Raw genomic sequence first — 17,384 nt, forward strand, 5'->3', positions numbered from 1 at the left:
TAAAATTAATATTAAGCAGCACGCCCCAATGTTGCTGCTTTTGGTTAATCATTTTTTCAATGAAGGATGGTGTTGGTCCACCATCCTTTTTACTTTTCTGATATAGTTATTTTTCTCCCATATACATTAAATTTAAAAGGTTCAACGCTCTGTAAAGCACTCAGTACCTGAGCAATATTCTCCCTACTAAAAGTTGCCGTAAAACGGTATTGTTTTAATTGATCATTTTGGATTTGGATATCCACATCATACCAGCGTTCTAATGTCCGGCGAAGCGATTCAAAATCTTGGTCCACGATTTCTAATCTATTTTCACGCCATGCAATATCTGGTATTTCAGCTGTATTGGATTCTATTGTAGGGATGTTCTCTATGGCAATCTCCTTAATCGGTAATTTGCTCGCGGTTGGTTTATTGGTTTTACGAGCGACTGCTATTTCAGCTTGATTCTTAAAGATCGTGATTTTTTGATTCGGCTTGATGACCACAGAATTTTCACGCTGTCCTTTGCTCGTCATTTCAATCGAACCTTCTACAAGCAGTGCTTCTGCTGTAGGTTCATCGGAATAACTCTTCACATTAAATGTTGTTCCCAGGACCTTGATATCAAAATCAGATGCTTGTACCACAAAAGGTTTTTCCTTATTCTTGGCCACCTGAAAATAACCTTCACCCGCAAGCCGCACCACACGCAATTCCTGATTGAAATCTGCCGATAACTCCAATTTACTCGCAGAGTTTAACGTCACTGTACTTCCGTCACTTAATTCGAAGGTCTTTTTTTCACCATTTTTTGTTTGATAGATCTGGCCAATTGCGCTTATTGGTAATGTCGTATCAACTTTGCCCGGTTGAGCATAATACCAGATACCGCCCGATACCAAAGCGACAAATACAGCGGCAATGGCTGCCCATTTAGGCCAGTTAAACCGATAGGACACGCGATGTTCTACTGGAGCATTCTGCAGATCTGTCTTCAATTTTTCCAATTGCTCATTCACAGGTCTACGGTTACCAACCAAGAGTTGAAATAGGCGTTTGGCTTTCAGAATCGTCTCCGCTTGTTCTGGATGATTCAGGCTATATTGTTGCCAGTATAGAATACAGTTTTTATCTTCTCCCGAACAATACTTTTGAAAAGTATCATCAATCAAAAAATCTTCTAACTGTTTATAATCTTTTTGGCTCATTCTTTTGGGTATTTACTCTATAGTGCCCTAAAGCCTGGCTTTTTCCTAAAGAAAATTTAAATTATTTTTCAAACAACTGAAAATCAATTAATTATTTTAAATAATAAATACCAACACACCTACTGCTAACATCGTACGAGCATGTTATTTATTGAAAGCCTTAAAATAAAAAGCCAGACACAAAACTTAGATATCTTTCAATTCCTCCCTCAGAATCTTTAAAGCATCATAAAGCGTATTGTAGGCAGTTTTCACCGACATCTGCGTAGTTTCAGCTATTTTTTCATAGGAATAGCCCTCAAAAAACTTCAGATTCACCAGCTGTTTCTGACGAAAAGACAACTTCTCCAACGCCTTCCTCAAACGGATCTGTATAATTTCATTCGTCTGTACTTTGATGACAAACTCCTCATAGGGCATCTCCACCCAATCATCTTCAGCTTTCACATTTTGAAGGGCTGTATTGATTTTATGTTGTTTCTCCAGTAGACGCAGAATACGTCTTTTTAAAAAAGTAATGAGATAGGACTGTACATTTTCTACCCGATCTAGCTGTTCTCTTTTTTCCCAAATTTTAACAAATACCTGATCGGTTGCTTCACTTGCCAAGTCACTGTCGCCACAAGTGCGTATTCCAAAATTGACAAGCTCTTGATAGAGCGCCGCATATAGATCAAAGAAGGCCGTCTCGTCTCCTGTACGAATACGTTCCCACAATAAGCGGTACCCCATTTTATTTCTCATAATAAAGCATATAATCCGAAAAAAGCCAATAATAAGTCCTCAGTTCCAAAAGTATAAACTTAATCGGTAAAAGGAGAAAGAAACGAAAAATTACATTGAAGCGAAGAACAAAGTAAATCGTTTGAATTGAATATTGTAATTTAGTTCCTTCATTAAGGAAATAAAAAGTAAAAACACAGCAGCAGTATATAGCCGTTGACTAGATTTAAACTCACATGAAAACTATTTTTGCCATTGTAGGTAGCGCCAGTGCACATTCATCCAATCATCATATTGTAAGTCACCTCCAACAGGAGATTAGTGCCAATATCCATTTCACGCTATTTGACCGTCTTAAAGAACTGCCTCATTTTGATCCTGAAGAAAGCCAGACCCATCCACCAATCGAAATTATTGCACTTCGTCAGGTAATCAACGATGCCGATTTGGTATTGATCAGTAGCCCTGAATATATTTTCAGTGTACCCAGTGGATTAAAAAATCTACTTGAATGGTGCGCCGCAACCACGGTTTTCACCGATAAACCCGTTAGTATCATTACCGCTGCTGCGCAAGGCGAAACAGCGCATATCGAACTACAACGTATCCTGCAGGGACTGGGCGCTCAAATTGATGAAAAACGAAATCTGCTGATACAAGGAGTCAAAGGGAAACTGGATGCCACTGGGGCAATTTGGGACGAACAGCTCAATTTAGAACTAGAAAAGCTGGCAACACAACTTAAAGAAGATTAATACACACTAGGTTCAGCTCCATTTTCATCCAAACCATAAAAATTAGCGCAATCCATAATTTGAAGATTATTATCTTTACGACATGCAAGAACAAATTAATAATCCATTACACGGAAAAAGGCTCGACACGATCATTGAATATTTAGTGGAGTATTATGGTTGGGAAGAGTTGGGACAACGCATATCCATCCGTTGCTTCAATGAGAATCCGAGCGTCAAATCCTCCCTAACTTTCTTAAGGAAAACACCTTGGGCTAGAGAGAAGGTCGAACAGCTCTATGTAAAAACCTTGTTGAAGAAATAAGTTTTTTTCATATTTCATAACGAATAATCTGATTATTAAGCATATCTTTGCCGCCATGAAAAAAATTGCCGACTACCGGAAGTTACTTAACGTAGAGAAATCTGTGGATCTTAAAACCCTAAAATCTACCTACCGGACAATCATGAAAGAATGTCATCCAGATAAATTTGTCAATGATGAAGAAGGTCGTTTGGCTGCAGAGCAAAAAAGTGTGGAAATGATTGAAGCCTACCATTTCCTGGTAAGCATCTGTCCAGAAACATTAGAGCAACAGTTGCCGATCTACACGGAGACAATTACCAATTCTGGCATTCAGGATATTGACTGGAAAGCACAAATATTGACAGTCACTTTTCATGACGGCAGTCAATATGAATATTTCGGTGTTCAGCGGAATGACTATATTAAATTTGTCAACGCAGATTCTTTAGGTCGATTTGCCCGTAGACACATCTTCCATTCTTATCCTTACCGCAATGTATTAAAGACTGCGACAGTTGCTTAAACACTGTTCTTTCTCAGCTATACAAAGATAAACGCCCGCTATCAGATTGATATAGGGCGTTTACGTAAAATGTTAAATGTTTAAAAGCTATCTATAGAACAATGCTATTGCCAAATAGTTTTTAGTTTTATAATTTTAGCATAAGACCTGCCATTCCACCTCCATAAACGTATTTCGGGTACGGTCTCTCCGCCAAGCTTTCCACAATGTACTACCACCATAAATTGAATTCTCGTCTCTTTCCGCATAGTTCAAGCTGGGAGCCACAAATATAGACATGCGCTCACTTAGTTTAAACGCCGGAATTACCCGCAGCGAGGACTGATGATTATCCAGGCTTTTAAATTTCTCTGTCAGATAATTACGTGTAGCTATTTCCGTACGCAGACTAAACTTGGTCCTATTGATCAATACTGCACCTAAACCTGCTTCAAAGGCATATTTATCCGGTCTGTTGCCATCGAGTGCCCTATTGATCGATAATATACTATAGAGTACACGACCACCTGAACGAAATTGTAATCCGAGATAGCGATCCTCATTGACCGCTACTGAAAGACTCTGCTCACCATTTTTAATAAAATTAAGCAGACCAATGGGATAATCACTACTATCGGCAATATTAACGATACCTGCCACCTGAACTCCGCTTACTTTTTTAGCTTTATTAGCGATGCCTGCTAATTGACTTCCAACAGTCGATTCGCTATTGTTAAGTATGCTAGCAAGCTGTGTCTTTCCTGGAGCCTCATTGGCTAAATTTACAACACCAGCGATTTGAACACCTCTAACCGTATCCGCTTTGTTAAAAACACCCGCTATTTGCAGACCTTTCACTTCCCCGGAAACATGGTTTCCCACACCGGCGATCTGTACCCCACTTACATTTCCTCCTACACCATTGAAGACGCCTGCCACTTGCAAACCTTTCATTTCTCCGAACACACGGTTTCCTACACCGGCAAGTTGTACACCACGCACACTTCCCCCAACGGCATTGAAAACACCGCCCATTTGCAAGCCTTGCATATCATATTGATTAATATTAAATACGCCACCAAGCTCAATACCTTTTACCCCCGCAGTAGATCCACCAATAATGTTTATGGAAAATTTATTCACAATTTGCGATTGTATAAAACCATGTGTACTTAATCCCGGTGTCATCGAAATTTGGTATGGGCTATACAAAAACATCCCGCCTAAATTCATACTTTGGATCTTTTGGGCAGGAGACAGAAATACCCGTCCCCAAAAAGATCGATAAAGACCATGATCTTCTTCATACCCTTCAAAATAGCCATATTCACGCTTCTTCTTATCGCCAATTTGCGCTTCTATCGGAAAAATCACCATAACACTGGTGTCCCGAAAAGCCTCCTTACTAACGTTCACTGCAATGAGATTACTTTTTTTCTTTACGTCCAGCTCAAAGTAGCCATTTCGGTCCGTCAACGTAGACAATAAAGCACTTCGATCAAAGATACTGGCATTGGAAATCGGATTATTAGTCCGAATATTTTTGATATACCCCGCTATAACAACTTTGTTTTTATGAGGTGTCTTCACTTCAAATTCCACCGACATCCGCTGAGGTATATATTGAATAATAATATGCCTTCCAAGTTCTTTAAAACTATATTCCTTGCCCAAAATCCGATCCAGATAATCATACAAATTCCCTTTGAAGGCTTTAGTATGAATCACACTGTCTGTCTGTAGGATATTTCCATTAAAGGAGAACAATACATCCTGCTGCTCCTTTAACAAGCGAAAAACTTCACCTACAGTAGCCTCTGGAAAGGCTGGTATTTGAATCGTTGCAGCGAGCTTTTGCTGTGCCCTTCCCAAATGGAACGAACACAGCATTAAAATTAAGAGATAAAGCTCTACCCTCTTTATAAAAAATAGTATCATGTTGTTTTCTATACAATTTTGTTCTGAAAATATATCTATCTGTTGGCTCACCTCGTCAGATGAATCTCGCTGTCTTTCACATTTACGTTTAATCCAAATGTGCTAGAAATGACTTTCAAAATTTCAGTTAAACTATTTTGTTCGAATTTTGCTGTCAATAATAATTTCTGATCAGCAGGATGGTCAATAATAATCTTATACGCATAAGCTTGATTTAGCAACTCAACAACACGCTGCAATGGGGTATTCTCAAAATCAAACACACGATCCACATAATATTTATAAAACTGATCCTTGACAGGTTCCTTTCCTACTTTTATTGTATCACTATCCCGGATTGTAATCATTTGTTGTGTGATTTTCTACAGTCTTCGGGGAGATAGACAATTTGACGGCAATTTCTTTATAACTCAATTCTTCAATTTTATGAAGATAAAAGACCTGTTGCCGCATAAAAGGCATTTGTGTAATCAGCTCTTTTACGTATTCTAACTCTCCTTTATAGGCAATTTGTCGTTCAAGATCTTCATATTGGGTCAGTACAAATGGTTTCTCAAACGCTACATATTTTCTATTCAATGCACGCCGGCGCAATTCATCAATCAATTTTGTGCGCGCAATTTGGAAGAGCTGGGTACTGAATTGGATTTGCTGATTCGCATTATTTTTGCGTTCCCAAACAATTAAAAAAGTCTGTTGGACGACATCTTCAGCGAGATTCGAACATTGGGTCTTCTGATACAGAAAATAGTATAATTTCCTGTACCAATAACGATAAGCTAAAAAAAACTCTTTTTCGTTAGTAGGTGCCCGCTGTAGGATTTTATTAATCATAATCTACATTTAGATAGTCTTGTTTCAATGCTGTTATCCTTTTCACAAAGAACATCGAAATTGGTATCTGACAGAATTTCAATTTGATCCATCAAAATGACCCATGCTTTTTGGCTAGTTATCCAGCTCTAAAGTGATTATTTTTTAACAAAAAAAGATCAATAAAGCCAAAAGTGGCTTATAAAGAGTAGTTTACAAGAACCGGAAATGTTATCGGTAACGATTTAGTAATGGTGCTAGATGCATTCATTTTCACTAAAAATCCTTGTAAATCAATCGCTAATTTACGAAAATATTAGTGCATTATGTATGGTTCACTGTTTTTCTTCTTGTTCATCCATTTTCTTGATTAAGGACTCCCTTAACGTATCTAAGAATTTGGTTCGGCTCATTTTTCGATTTCGTAATTCTAGATAGGTATGATAAAAATCGCCTAATTCAATATTAAAAACGCTTTCAAAATATTTTGCAATTAGTTTAACATCCGCATTTCCATTATCAAAAACTCCTTGGTAGTGTAGTGCATATATCAATTCTATCAATGATGTCTTACTTGCTGTCCAGTTTAAACTTGTTTGAATAGTTGAAGGTTTATTAATTTTATGTAAGCACGCCAGTTGATCTTCAATATACACTTGTATTAAATCATTAGCTAATATTTTTGCTACTTTATAATCATGAGAAGTTGAAAAACTATGGTCGGATTGAAAATAGTACGTGTCAAGGCTTAATTTTATATCGTGCTTTCCTCTTAGAAAGTACTTGTTATCTAAATAACTGCTGTCCGTTCTAAAATATTTATAGAACTCCAGATTGTTATCGAAGAACTTCCTTAATCTTATCTGCTCATTGGTAAGATACTTTTTGATGGATTTGAAACCGCCATATGGCTTTTTTGTTTCAATCTTAAAGACGGCATTATAGTATATCAATTTTGAAAGTATGCTTGGCTTTAGTTTTTTAAAGAAGTGTATTTCATCTTTCTCTTCAATAAAACCTTTTTCCAGAACATAAAGCTTGATGTCCTTAAGATAACTAAGTATGAGGTTAACAGCCATTTCTGATAGCTGAATAGGCTCATCAAATTCGATCTTAAGTTCTTCTAGTCTACTATCAAGTTCTCGAAGTTTATCTTTGTAAAATTTATGCATTAGAAAAATATGTGGAAGTTTCCACGACGAGCTTCAGATCATGTCAGCTCAGAGACGTTGAAAATTACTGATTAATATTAAATATATTGAGTGTAAAATAAAAGGTACTTCCTGCACCGTACTCACTTTCGACCCATATTTTACCTCCCTGAGCCTCAATAAACTCTTTGCTTATACTCAGTCCTAAGCCGGTTCCTTCTTTTTTAGTACCGGGAATACGGAAGTATCGTTCAAAGATCTTACTCAGGAACTGAGGCTGTATACCTTGACCGGTGTCTGTTACAGAAAATTGAATTATATCTTCTATCTTTTCTGTTTTTACATGGATCGTGGAATTTTCGTATGAATATCGAACTGCGTTAGAGATTAAGTTGGTCAACACCCACGCCGTTTTTTCGCTATCCGCTGCAACAAGATCGTCGTCCTCTATACTGATTTCAATGTTTATGTTTTTATGTTCAGCAGCTGATTTATTAGCATTTACAGCATAATCAACCATAGGTCTCATTTCAGAAGCAATCAGATTTATCTGAATAGCCCCACTTTCTACCTGTGTGATATTTAACAATTCTCCGGTGATTCGTAAAAGTCTCTCAACATCGTCTTTTATACCACTAATTAGTCCTTTTTGTTCTTCATTTAAATAACCTGTCTTTTCATTCTGCAAAATTTGGATACCTAGCTGCATGGATGAAATAGGTGTTTTAAATTCATGGGAAACAGTTCCCATAAAATTGGTTTTTGCCAAATCCAGCTCTTTAAATGGTGTAATATTTCTCAATAGAATAACCTGACCGATAAATTCACTATCTGCTTCTCCAGTTGGAACGATGTTGATGTCCACAACCTCTTTTTCAAAGTAGCTTTCCTTACTATCGGCGTAAATTTTTAATTGTTCGGATTTTGTATTTTCAGGTTTCGGAAGAAAAATATCCTTGATAATATTTCTAATTAAATCATTGGTAACGGCTATATCCTGTATTTGTTTACCAATAAATTCTTCTTTTTTTAAACCACAAATACTCAAAGCTTCTTCATTAGCGAAAAGAACTTTTTTATTTTCATCGATACCAATAACCGGATCATGCAGGTTATCAATCAGAGTTTCAATGCGTTTTTTACCTTTTAGGATTTTATCCAATTTACTCTCGGAATATTCTTCCAGTTTCTCAGCCATTGTGTTGAATGATTTTGCCAAATCACCAAATTCATTATGTCCTTCAAAATGCACCCTCTTCCTATAATTCTGTCCTGCTATTTCTTTTATACTATCGGTTAATTCCGTAATAGGATTGGCTATACTAGAAGGTAAATTGACCAGTAAAATAAATGCAATCAGGAAGCATAGTGAGCCTGTAACTGAAATAATAACAATTGCGTTTTGAGCAGTATCATCGGCAATGTCACTTTTCCGGTTAATGGCTTCCATATTCAAGCGCATCAGTTCCGTAATATCTTTCCGAATGTTGGATATTAATGAGGAGTCCTCAGGCTGTATCATTAGCTGTTTAAAATGTTTAATGATGAGGTTAGTAGCCTCTACTTCTCCTATCTCGGTTACATTCTTCTGTTGCAGATCCAGATTCTTTTGAAAGGTGTCCAAAGCAGATTTGTCTATTGCTAAATCTTCCAAAGACAATAGCATATTTCTGGAATATTGCAAGGTATTGTAATTGGCAACAAGGATATTATTCGTATCTTTTTTGAGTTGGTTTACATACCAGCCACTAACAACAGCTAATGCCAATATGAGTAAGAACAGAGCACCAACTCCAACCGTTAATTTTGCTTTTATTTTCATTTTACGAAAGTATTACGAGATCTATATTTTCTTGTGACAGCTTGTTCAGCAAGGCATTGAAGGTATCAGTCGCTAAAATTATTTTAGCTAAGTTTAAATGTGGTTTGCCAATGCATACCGTCGTTATTTTACGGTCTTCACATTCTTTGATAATTGCTTTAGTGGTGTTTTTAGCTTTTACCTTAATTATTTCAGCTCCTAATTCAGTAGCTAATTTAAAATTATTAATCAAATGCCGTTGTTTATCCAGAGCAATTTTATCCGGGCTTTCTTTAGGTATTTGCACATACATAACATACCATTTGCTGTTATAATAATTTGCTAAACGTGCGGTCTTTCGTATAACGTTTTTTGCTGTTTTTTCATTAGAGCTGATGCAAGCTAAAAAGCGTTCTTTCTTAATATTCCTTGTCAGTACGACTTCTGTCTCTACCTTTCGCTGAACTTGTGAAGCCACTTCTTTTAACGCTAATTCGCGAAGCTGTAGGATGTGCTCACTCTTAAAAAAATTACCCAGGGCCGCTGCTATTTTAGAACTTTCATAAATTTTACCTTCCTTCAGACGATCGATCAGATCCTCTGCCGTGAGGTCAATATTGACTACCTCATCCGCTTGGGCTACAACACTGTCCGGCACACGTTCCTGAACATCTATCCCAGTAATCTCCCGTACTTCTTCATTCAGGCTTTCAATATGCTGGATATTGACCGCACTGATCACATTAATGCCTGCGTCCAGAATATCGAGTACATCCTGCCAGCGTTTTTCATTGTTGCTTCCTTCTATGTTGGTATGAGCGAGTTCATCTACAATGACCACCTCTGGTCGCAGATTGATAATTGCCTGCAAGTCCAGTTCTTCTAATTCTTTACCCTTGTAAAAAAGCTTACGTCTTGGTATTAATGGAAGCCCATCCAGCAGAGCATGTGTTTCTGGTCTTTTGTGTGTTTCAACATAACCGATTTTTACATCAATGCCATTGCGTAAAAGTGTATGAGCCTCTTGCAGCATACGGTACGTTTTACCTACACCCGCACTCATCCCGATGTAGAGCTTAAATTTTCCTCTTCGGGATTTTTGGATCAGATCCAAAAAATGTTCGGCATTTTTTCTTTCGTCCATACACAAACCGTTTGATTATATAAATTTACAAATTCCCCTTAGACAAATTGTTAAGGGGAACTTGAGTTAAGTACAAAAATTAAAAACGTATCGCAAGCGATGTAACCGCCATCACATTATCTTCCTTCATTTGTTCATCTCTATTCAGGAATACAGCATCCTTACTGTTCAGGCTTTTCACTTCGGTACGCCAAACCAGATTAGGCAAGATTTGGTAATCTACATTGATCGAAGCTCCAAAAGTCTGAAATCCATTTTCTGTACCGGAACCGATGATAACTCCATTCTTATCTTGATAATATTCTCCTCTGGCAGCAATACTTACTTTTTCAGTGGGACTGTATTTTGCAATCAGTACGGGTGTGTACCATGTATCATAGTCATCACTTGACTTTTCTTTCTGTTGTGCACCAATATCAAATCCGGCAATAAGGGCAAATTGATTACTGATCTGAAACTGTCCGTACAGATTGTGGAAATAACGCATTCTACGCTCATCATCCGGAAAATCGTTGCCTATAAAGGAACTACTGTTCAAGGTAACCTTATCTGATGGTTTAAAAGTTAACTGATGTCCGAAGGCGGGCGTTGTATTGCCTTCCACACGTTGAATGCGTTGCCAGCTGTTTAATATCAGTACCGCCATATTCCATTTGCCGTTGTCGGTTGCATAGGACAGCTTAGCCCCTGTTTCGAAATAAGGTGAATTATCGGCCATCATACTTCTCGTCAATGTAAAGCAATCTGCTCCGATAGCACTTTCAAAACCAATATGCGACGGTAGAATACCAGCATCTATCCAAAGATTTTTGGTTTTCGATAACTTCACACCCACGTTAGCTTCGTAGATGTTTTTAAGCACACCTTCTTCAGCGGCATAGTTGGCATTCATATAGGAGCCCACTCCAAGAGCCAGATTAGCCCGCATACGGTCTGTTTCATAAGCGGCTTTTATGAAACCTAAGTTTAAGCTCACTTCATTGTTACGGTTATGGCTGTACACAAATCCGGGTCTGGTGTTCGACTTTGCATTATTGAAGTCCTGTTGGTAATAAACTTCTGCATATCCGCTGATGGTCAACGGTTTTTTTTCTGTTTCCTGAGCACATACACTTCCTGTTGCTCCCAGCAGGATCGCTGAGAACATAATTATTTTTTTCATCGTATTAATTTGATTTTTTAAGGTGATGAAGCTATCAGATTTATTCCCCTTGTGTGGTTGAATAAATCATGATGGTTTCATTTTTGAATTATTAAAATTTAAACTGTTTTATTGAAATTCTCCCGAACTATATATTTCGAATGGCTACACATACATTTGAATTAAATGGTTGGGAAATATTGGGTTGCTTATTTGAGTTCGTCCAATGCAATATTTAGTTTCAGTACATTGATCTTTTCTGGACCAAATAGGCCCCATAAAGGTTTTTCTGTTTGCTGATCAATTAATTGATTTAATTTCAGTTCATCAATACCTCTTATTTTAGCTATCCGCTTTACTTGTACTTTGGCGGCTTGAACGGAAAAGTTAGGATCCAATCCGCTTCCGCTGGCTGTCACCAGATCAACAGGTATTTCAGATTTATCAACCTCCGGGTTGTGTACTAAAAAAGTATCAATTCGTGCCTGAACGTCTGCTAAATATTCCTCATTGGAAGGGCCTTTGTTACTGCCTCCTGAGCCGGCAGCATTGTAATCCACAGCGGATGGTCTTGACCAGAAATAATTGTCGTCTGTAAAAGATTGACCAATATTCACATAATGCTTGTTTCCGTTGTGTTCAATAATTTCTCCTTTTCCAGCATTGGGAGCAAACTGTGCGATACCCCAGACTGCAAGTGGGTAGATGACTGTAAAAAACAGGATCATAACAGCAGTCAATTTTATAGCGGGCAAAATATGTTTTTTCATTACTATTATTTTTATAAAGGATTAAAAGAAAACTGATATAAGCATATCTATCAGCTTGATTCCAGCAAAAGGTATCAGTACACCACCTAAACCATAAATGAACAGGTTTCTTCTAAGTAATGCACTTGCTCCAATAGGTTTGTACGCTACACCTTTCAATGCCAATGGGATCAACATCGGAATGATGATTGCATTGAAAATTACAGCTGATAGGATAGCACTTTCCGGACTGTGTAAATTCATAATATTAAGTCCTTGTAATGCTGGAATCGCAGTAATAAACAATGCAGGGATAATGGCAAAATATTTAGCCACATCATTGGCAATGCTGAAAGTAGTCAATGTACCACGGGTCATCAGCAATTGTTTTCCGATTTCCACCACTTCAATCAGTTTGGTAGGGTCGTTATCCAGATCCACCATATTCCCCGCTTCCTTCGCTGCCTGTGTACCAGAATTCATCGCAACGCCTACATCGGCCTGAGCCAATGCCGGAGCATCGTTGGTTCCGTCACCCATCATGGCTACCAATCGACCTTCTGATTGTTCTTTTTTGATGTAATTCATCTTGTCCTCGGGCTTTGCTTCAGCAATGAAGTCATCGACACCCGCTTTCTCTGCTATAAATTTTGCAGTTAAAGGATTGTCACCGGTTACCATCACGGTTTTAATACCCATTTTACGCAGACGTTCAAAACGTTCCTGAATACCGGGTTTGATGATGTCCTGTAATTCGATCACTCCTAAAGCGACTTCATTCTCTGACACGACGAGCGGTGTACCACCATTAGAAGAGATAGCTTTAACTTTTTCCTCAACTTCTTTTGGAAACGTATTGCCTGCTCGTGTAACCATGTTTTTAATGGCATCCGTGGCACCTTTTCGGATACGTGTGTCTTCATAGTCTATACCTGAACTTCTTGTCTCCGCCGTAAACTTAATAAACTGAGGGTTTCTTGCTTCATAGCTTAATGGATTAACCCCGGCAAGTTCGATAATCGATTTTCCTTCCGGTGTCTCATCAGCCATGGAGCTCAATACCGCAGCTTTTATTAATCTTTTCTCATCAATGCCATGGGCAGCATGAAAATGGGTTGCTTTGCGGTTACCAATGGTAATTGTTCCTGTTTTATCCAATAGCAAAACATCAATGTCACCAGCGGTTTCAACCGCTTTACCACTTTTGGTAATTACATTGGCTCTCAAGGCTCTGTCCATCCCGGCAATCCCGATGGCGGACAGTAAACCGCCGATGGTAGTTGGGATCAGACAGACAAACAGGGAAATAAACGATGCAATGGTAATTCCCACATTGGCGTAATCAGCAAATGGTTTGAGTGTCACACAGACAATGATAAATACCAATGTAAACCCTGCCAACAAAATCGTTAAAGCGATTTCGTTAGGTGTTTTTTGTCGGGCAGCACCTTCTACCAACGCAATCATTTTGTCCAGGAAGCTTTCACCGGGTTGCGTTGTCACCTGCACCACGATTTTATCCGACAAAACTTTGGTACCACCCGTTACAGAACTTTTATCACCGCCGGCTTCACGGATTACAGGAGCAGACTCTCCGGTAATGGCACTTTCATCAATGGTAGCCAAACCTTCAATAATTTCTCCATCGGTTGGGATAATATCGCCTGCTTCACAGATGAAAATATCGCCTTTTTGCAATTGCGCAGACGAGATGGTTTTTCCGTTTTTCAATCTTGCAGGAGTTTCCTCTCTCGTCTTACGCAGACTATCAGCCTGTGCCTTACCTCTTGCTTCGGCAATAGCTTCCGCAAAGTTGGCAAACAACAGCGTTAGTAACAGGATGATAAAAACCGTAAAATTATAGCCAAAACTTCCTTGTCCCTGAGCTCCTGCCAATGTCCAGAGGCTCACGGCTAACATGACCAAGGTACCGATCCATACAGTAAACATGACCGGATTACGGAACATGGTTTTCGGATTGAGTTTCACAAAAGATTGCTTCAAGGCTTCCTGAACCATATCTTTTTGAAACAATGATGTATTATTGTTCATTTCTAAATTCTTTAATCAGTTTAATAAAGTGAGAAGTATTCTGCAATTGGGCCTAATGCCAAAACCGGGAAGAATGCCAAAGCAGCTACAATAGCGATTACGGCGAACACCATCAGTCCGAAAGTGGCTGTATCGGTCTTCAATGTTCCGTCTCCTTCCGGTACAAATTTCTTTTGTGCCAATAAGCCTGCAATTGCAACGGGACCTATGATCGGTAAGAATCTGGAAAGGATCAGTACAAATCCGGTACTGATATTCCACCAAGGTGTGTTATCACCCAGCCCTTCAAACCCGCTACCGTTATTGGCAGATGATGAGGTATATTCATAAAGCATTTCGCTAAGTCCATGAAATCCCGGGTTATTGAGAGAGTCAGCCGTATACTGTGGTAAAGCTGCTGCCAATGCTGTTCCGACAAGTATCAGGAACGGATGTAACAGGGCGATAATCATGGCGATTTTCATTTCTCTCGCTTCTACTTTTTTACCCAGGAACTCGGGCGTTCTTCCCACCATCAATCCACTGATAAATACAGCCAGTATGATGAAAATAAAGAAGTTCAATAAACCGACTCCGACCCCACCGTAGAATGCATTGATCATCATGGCCAGTAATTCATTCATCCCGGATAATGCCATCGAACTATCATGCATGGAGTTCACTGACCCCGTAGAGATCACGGTGGTTACGATACTCCAAAATCCTGATGCAGGTGCTCCTAATCGGATTTCTTTCCCTTCCATAGCTCCCAATGAATTATCGATACCCATCGCTGCAATAGCAGGGTTTCCGTTCATCTCCATATTGATATTTGGAATAGTCAGCATTAGAAAACCTACCGTCATTACGCCGAATATCATCCACGAGAGTTTTCTTCTTCTGATAAAATAGCCAAAGGCAAAAATCATAGCCAAAGGCACAATCAGCTGGGCAACCATTTCTACCATATTGGATAGATAGGATGGGTTTTCAAACGGGTGGGCAGAGTTTACACCAAAGAATCCACCACCGTTAGTTCCTACGTGTTTAATGGGGACAAAAGCAGCTGCTGGCCCTCTTGACACCTCTACAGAATCTCCCTGTAAAGTAGTGATGGTATCTTTTCCCTCAAAAGTCATCGGCGTGCCTTCAAACGCCAGTATGATGGCTACTACAAATGATATGGGTAATAAAATACGGGTACAGGATTTTACAAAATTGCTGTAGAAGTTTCCCAGGGTATCGGCCGTTTTATCTCTGAATGCCCTGAACAATACTACTGCGGCTGCCATGCCGGTTCCTGCACTTACAAACTGTAAAAACATCAGCCAGTACTGCCCCAGATAGCTTAATCCTGATTCCCCTGAATAGTGCTGCAGATTACAGTTTACCACAAATGATATGACGGTATTAAATGCAAGGTCTGCCGACATACTCGGGTTTTTATCCGGGTTCAAAGGAAGATTTCCCTGATTCATCAAAACAACCATTCCTAACAGGAACCAGACCATATTGATCGAGATCATCACGACCATCTGCTGTTTCCAGTTCATCTCTGTATGTGGATTGATACCACTGATTTTGTAAAAGATCCGTTCTATTGGATTAAAAATGGGATCGAGCAGCGTTTTTTCGCCGCCATATACTTTTGCGATGTATTTACCCAGCGGTATTGCCAGCAATATCGACAAGGTAAACATTACGATTATTCCTAAAATTTCTGTGTTCATTTTTATTAATTAAATATGGTTTTAAACATCCACCCAAACAGTTTGACGAATGCCAATACGATCAGGAATATCAAGGCAATTCGAGCTACATCTTTCATTTCATTGATTATCTTTTTCATAGCAATATTTGAATTTTTAGAAACGCCAAATAGATAATAGAAATGAAGAACAGCACCCAGAATATAATGGATATCCATACCTTGATCTTCATCTTTGTATTTTTCTTCATCTGCTGAAACGGTTTAAAATTTTTCCGGTTTAAGCAATACGTAGCAGATATAAGCAAATACACCTATTGCTACTATAAATAATGCGGTCATAGACTTGTTTTTTGTATTAAATAATTTGTATGCTGAAACTGATAAACATGTTTCAGGTTATTAGGGATAAGTTGATACACGTATATCCATTGTTCTGCTGTACAACGCCTTTTCATTCCTTCAAAAGAGCGGACAAAAAGATTCTCAATAATATACCTTACGTATTCATTTCCTCTTTTATGGAGCCAACCGATAAACTTAATTCTCACCCCAATTTTCTCTATCTGTCCCTTGGAGAGTAGAAGATTGATATGGTTAACGATTGCCTGAAATATGCCTGCAAAGTTTCTTTTCGAGGATAATTCGGTGATTTCTTCTTGAATTTCCCCATAATGCTGAGCCAGATAAACGCTGGCTGCATTTTCGTTTATTTCATTCATTGTTCTGATTGTTTTTTATTTGCTGAAAAACATCCCATAGAAAATGCAGAAGACAATAAATGCTAAAAGTATTTTTGCCAATATATCTGTAACTATTTCTCTGTTTGATTTTCGTTCTTTTTTCATCTGCTGATTAATTGAAAGAATAAGAAGAAAAAGACAAAGCCAATTAAAAGACCTGCAAACCCACCAAGCTTTACAGAGGCTGCAAACAGGAGAAATAATAATATTGCTAATGCTGCCTTTTTTATTTTAGAAGACCACTGTTCTTTCTCTTTTGAAACTTTCATGTTTACTTAGTTTTCCAAAATGGTTTTGATATATCCTTTTCGCAATTCGATCGGAAATAAATCCAGGTGTTTTTTTAGACTACCTGGGCTCTCATCAAACGACAATGCTGTCAGGAACTCATTTTCAATAGCATTTCGTGTGTATTGATTTCCTCCCTGATACAAAAGATTAATCACTTTCGCTATCTCCTGAACACGCTCTATTTCGTCCTCCAATCCCGAATAAATTTTCTGGGAACAAACTTCTGCCAGTTTGTGAAGCAATAGGTAGTCTGCAATAGCGTCATCCAGGTTATCCAAATCAGGAATTAGTCTTGCAGCTTCAGGAGCCCACTGTTGTATCGTATTTATTATTTTTGTTTTCATCTTATTTTAGATTTTCTCAAAGAAGTCGATTGACTTTATGAACAGACCGAAGCAGGCTAACCCTGCGAGTACTA

Annotated in this window: 19 protein-coding genes; 3 read left to right on the forward strand and 16 right to left on the reverse strand. The window is 38.4% G+C overall.

The annotated features are described in order from the left end of the window. Positions 1-89: 89 nt before the first annotated feature. Positions 90-1,190 carry a FecR domain-containing protein gene (locus tag AACH28_RS08640; protein WP_341832737.1) on the reverse strand — a complete coding sequence of 367 codons (1,101 nt, stop codon included), beginning with the start codon at positions 1,188-1,190 and terminating at the stop codon, positions 90-92. 186 nt (positions 1,191-1,376) lie between these two features. Beyond that, positions 1,377-1,934 (reverse strand): sigma-70 family RNA polymerase sigma factor, encoded by a 558-nt coding sequence (locus AACH28_RS08645; RefSeq protein WP_341832738.1) that lies wholly within the window; start codon positions 1,932-1,934, stop codon positions 1,377-1,379. A 215-nt stretch (positions 1,935-2,149) separates the two neighbouring features. Between AACH28_RS08645 and AACH28_RS08650 the strand changes: the two genes are divergently transcribed. From AACH28_RS08650 to AACH28_RS08660, 3 genes are all read left to right on the forward strand, one after another. Beyond that, positions 2,150-2,668 (forward strand): NADPH-dependent FMN reductase, encoded by a 519-nt coding sequence (locus tag AACH28_RS08650; protein ID WP_075991649.1) that lies wholly within the window; start codon positions 2,150-2,152, stop codon positions 2,666-2,668. A gap of 82 nt (positions 2,669-2,750) precedes the next feature. Further along, positions 2,751-2,972, forward strand: a complete 222-nt coding sequence (locus AACH28_RS08655; RefSeq protein WP_046674232.1) for a VF530 family DNA-binding protein — start codon at positions 2,751-2,753, stop codon at positions 2,970-2,972. Between the two features lie 55 nt (positions 2,973-3,027). Then, positions 3,028-3,477: a KTSC domain-containing protein gene (locus AACH28_RS08660; protein ID WP_088160655.1), complete on the forward strand. Its 450-nt coding sequence runs from the start codon at positions 3,028-3,030 to the stop codon at positions 3,475-3,477. 135 nt (positions 3,478-3,612) lie between these two features. Here AACH28_RS08660 and AACH28_RS08665 read toward each other — a convergent pair whose 3' ends face one another. The 14 genes from AACH28_RS08665 to AACH28_RS08725 all read right to left on the reverse strand — a co-directional run bounded on the left by AACH28_RS08665 (position 3,613) and on the right by AACH28_RS08725 (position 17,310). Next, positions 3,613-5,394 carry a hypothetical protein gene (locus tag AACH28_RS08665; protein ID WP_341832739.1) on the reverse strand — a complete coding sequence of 594 codons (1,782 nt, stop codon included), beginning with the start codon at positions 5,392-5,394 and terminating at the stop codon, positions 3,613-3,615. Positions 5,395-5,441: 47 nt separating this feature from the next. Further along, entirely contained in the window at positions 5,442-5,741 is a 300-nt protein-coding gene (locus AACH28_RS08670; RefSeq protein ID WP_341832740.1) for a DUF4974 domain-containing protein, read from the reverse strand. Then, positions 5,722-6,228: a sigma-70 family RNA polymerase sigma factor gene (locus AACH28_RS08675; protein WP_341832741.1), complete on the reverse strand. Its 507-nt coding sequence runs from the start codon at positions 6,226-6,228 to the stop codon at positions 5,722-5,724. The genes AACH28_RS08670 and AACH28_RS08675 overlap by 20 nt, the downstream gene beginning before the upstream one ends. A gap of 314 nt (positions 6,229-6,542) precedes the next feature. Then, on the reverse strand, positions 6,543-7,379 hold the full coding sequence (locus AACH28_RS08680) for an RteC domain-containing protein (protein ID WP_341832742.1): 837 nt from the start codon (positions 7,377-7,379) through the stop codon (positions 6,543-6,545). Between the two features lie 64 nt (positions 7,380-7,443). Continuing rightward, on the reverse strand, positions 7,444-9,180 hold the full coding sequence (locus AACH28_RS08685) for an ATP-binding protein (RefSeq protein WP_078690925.1): 1,737 nt from the start codon (positions 9,178-9,180) through the stop codon (positions 7,444-7,446). A gap of 1 nt (position 9,181) precedes the next feature. Further along, on the reverse strand, positions 9,182-10,303 hold the full coding sequence (locus AACH28_RS08690) for a sensor protein KdpD (RefSeq protein WP_078690924.1): 1,122 nt from the start codon (positions 10,301-10,303) through the stop codon (positions 9,182-9,184). A gap of 79 nt (positions 10,304-10,382) precedes the next feature. Beyond that, positions 10,383-11,465 carry a porin gene (locus tag AACH28_RS08695; protein ID WP_078690923.1) on the reverse strand — a complete coding sequence of 361 codons (1,083 nt, stop codon included), beginning with the start codon at positions 11,463-11,465 and terminating at the stop codon, positions 10,383-10,385. A 188-nt stretch (positions 11,466-11,653) separates the two neighbouring features. Continuing rightward, the gene (locus AACH28_RS08700) at positions 11,654-12,214 is read right to left on the reverse strand and encodes a K(+)-transporting ATPase subunit C (RefSeq protein WP_078690922.1); all 561 of its coding nucleotides are present in this window, start codon (positions 12,212-12,214) and stop codon (positions 11,654-11,656) included. A gap of 21 nt (positions 12,215-12,235) precedes the next feature. Next, entirely contained in the window at positions 12,236-14,245 is a 2,010-nt protein-coding gene (kdpB, locus tag AACH28_RS08705) for a potassium-transporting ATPase subunit KdpB (RefSeq protein ID WP_078690921.1), read from the reverse strand. Positions 14,246-14,265: 20 nt separating this feature from the next. Continuing rightward, a complete protein-coding gene (gene kdpA, locus AACH28_RS08710; protein ID WP_078690920.1) occupies positions 14,266-15,954 on the reverse strand; it encodes a potassium-transporting ATPase subunit KdpA in 1,689 nt (562 codons plus the stop codon). A gap of 242 nt (positions 15,955-16,196) precedes the next feature. Beyond that, on the reverse strand, positions 16,197-16,274 hold the full coding sequence (locus AACH28_RS25515) for a potassium-transporting ATPase subunit F (RefSeq protein WP_078691099.1): 78 nt from the start codon (positions 16,272-16,274) through the stop codon (positions 16,197-16,199). Further along, positions 16,271-16,654 (reverse strand): hypothetical protein, encoded by a 384-nt coding sequence (locus AACH28_RS08715; protein WP_078690918.1) that lies wholly within the window; start codon positions 16,652-16,654, stop codon positions 16,271-16,273. Before AACH28_RS08715 ends, AACH28_RS25515 begins: the two co-directional genes overlap by 4 nt. Before the next feature lie 122 nt (positions 16,655-16,776). Further along, entirely contained in the window at positions 16,777-16,944 is a 168-nt protein-coding gene (locus AACH28_RS08720) for a hypothetical protein (protein ID WP_158542122.1), read from the reverse strand. 6 nt (positions 16,945-16,950) lie between these two features. Next, positions 16,951-17,310 carry a hypothetical protein gene (locus AACH28_RS08725; RefSeq protein WP_078690917.1) on the reverse strand — a complete coding sequence of 120 codons (360 nt, stop codon included), beginning with the start codon at positions 17,308-17,310 and terminating at the stop codon, positions 16,951-16,953. Between the last annotated feature and the right edge of the window lie 74 nt (positions 17,311-17,384).

This window comes from Sphingobacterium thalpophilum (genome assembly GCF_038396785.1).
In the GTDB taxonomy this organism is placed as follows: domain Bacteria; phylum Bacteroidota; class Bacteroidia; order Sphingobacteriales; family Sphingobacteriaceae; genus Sphingobacterium; species Sphingobacterium thalpophilum_A.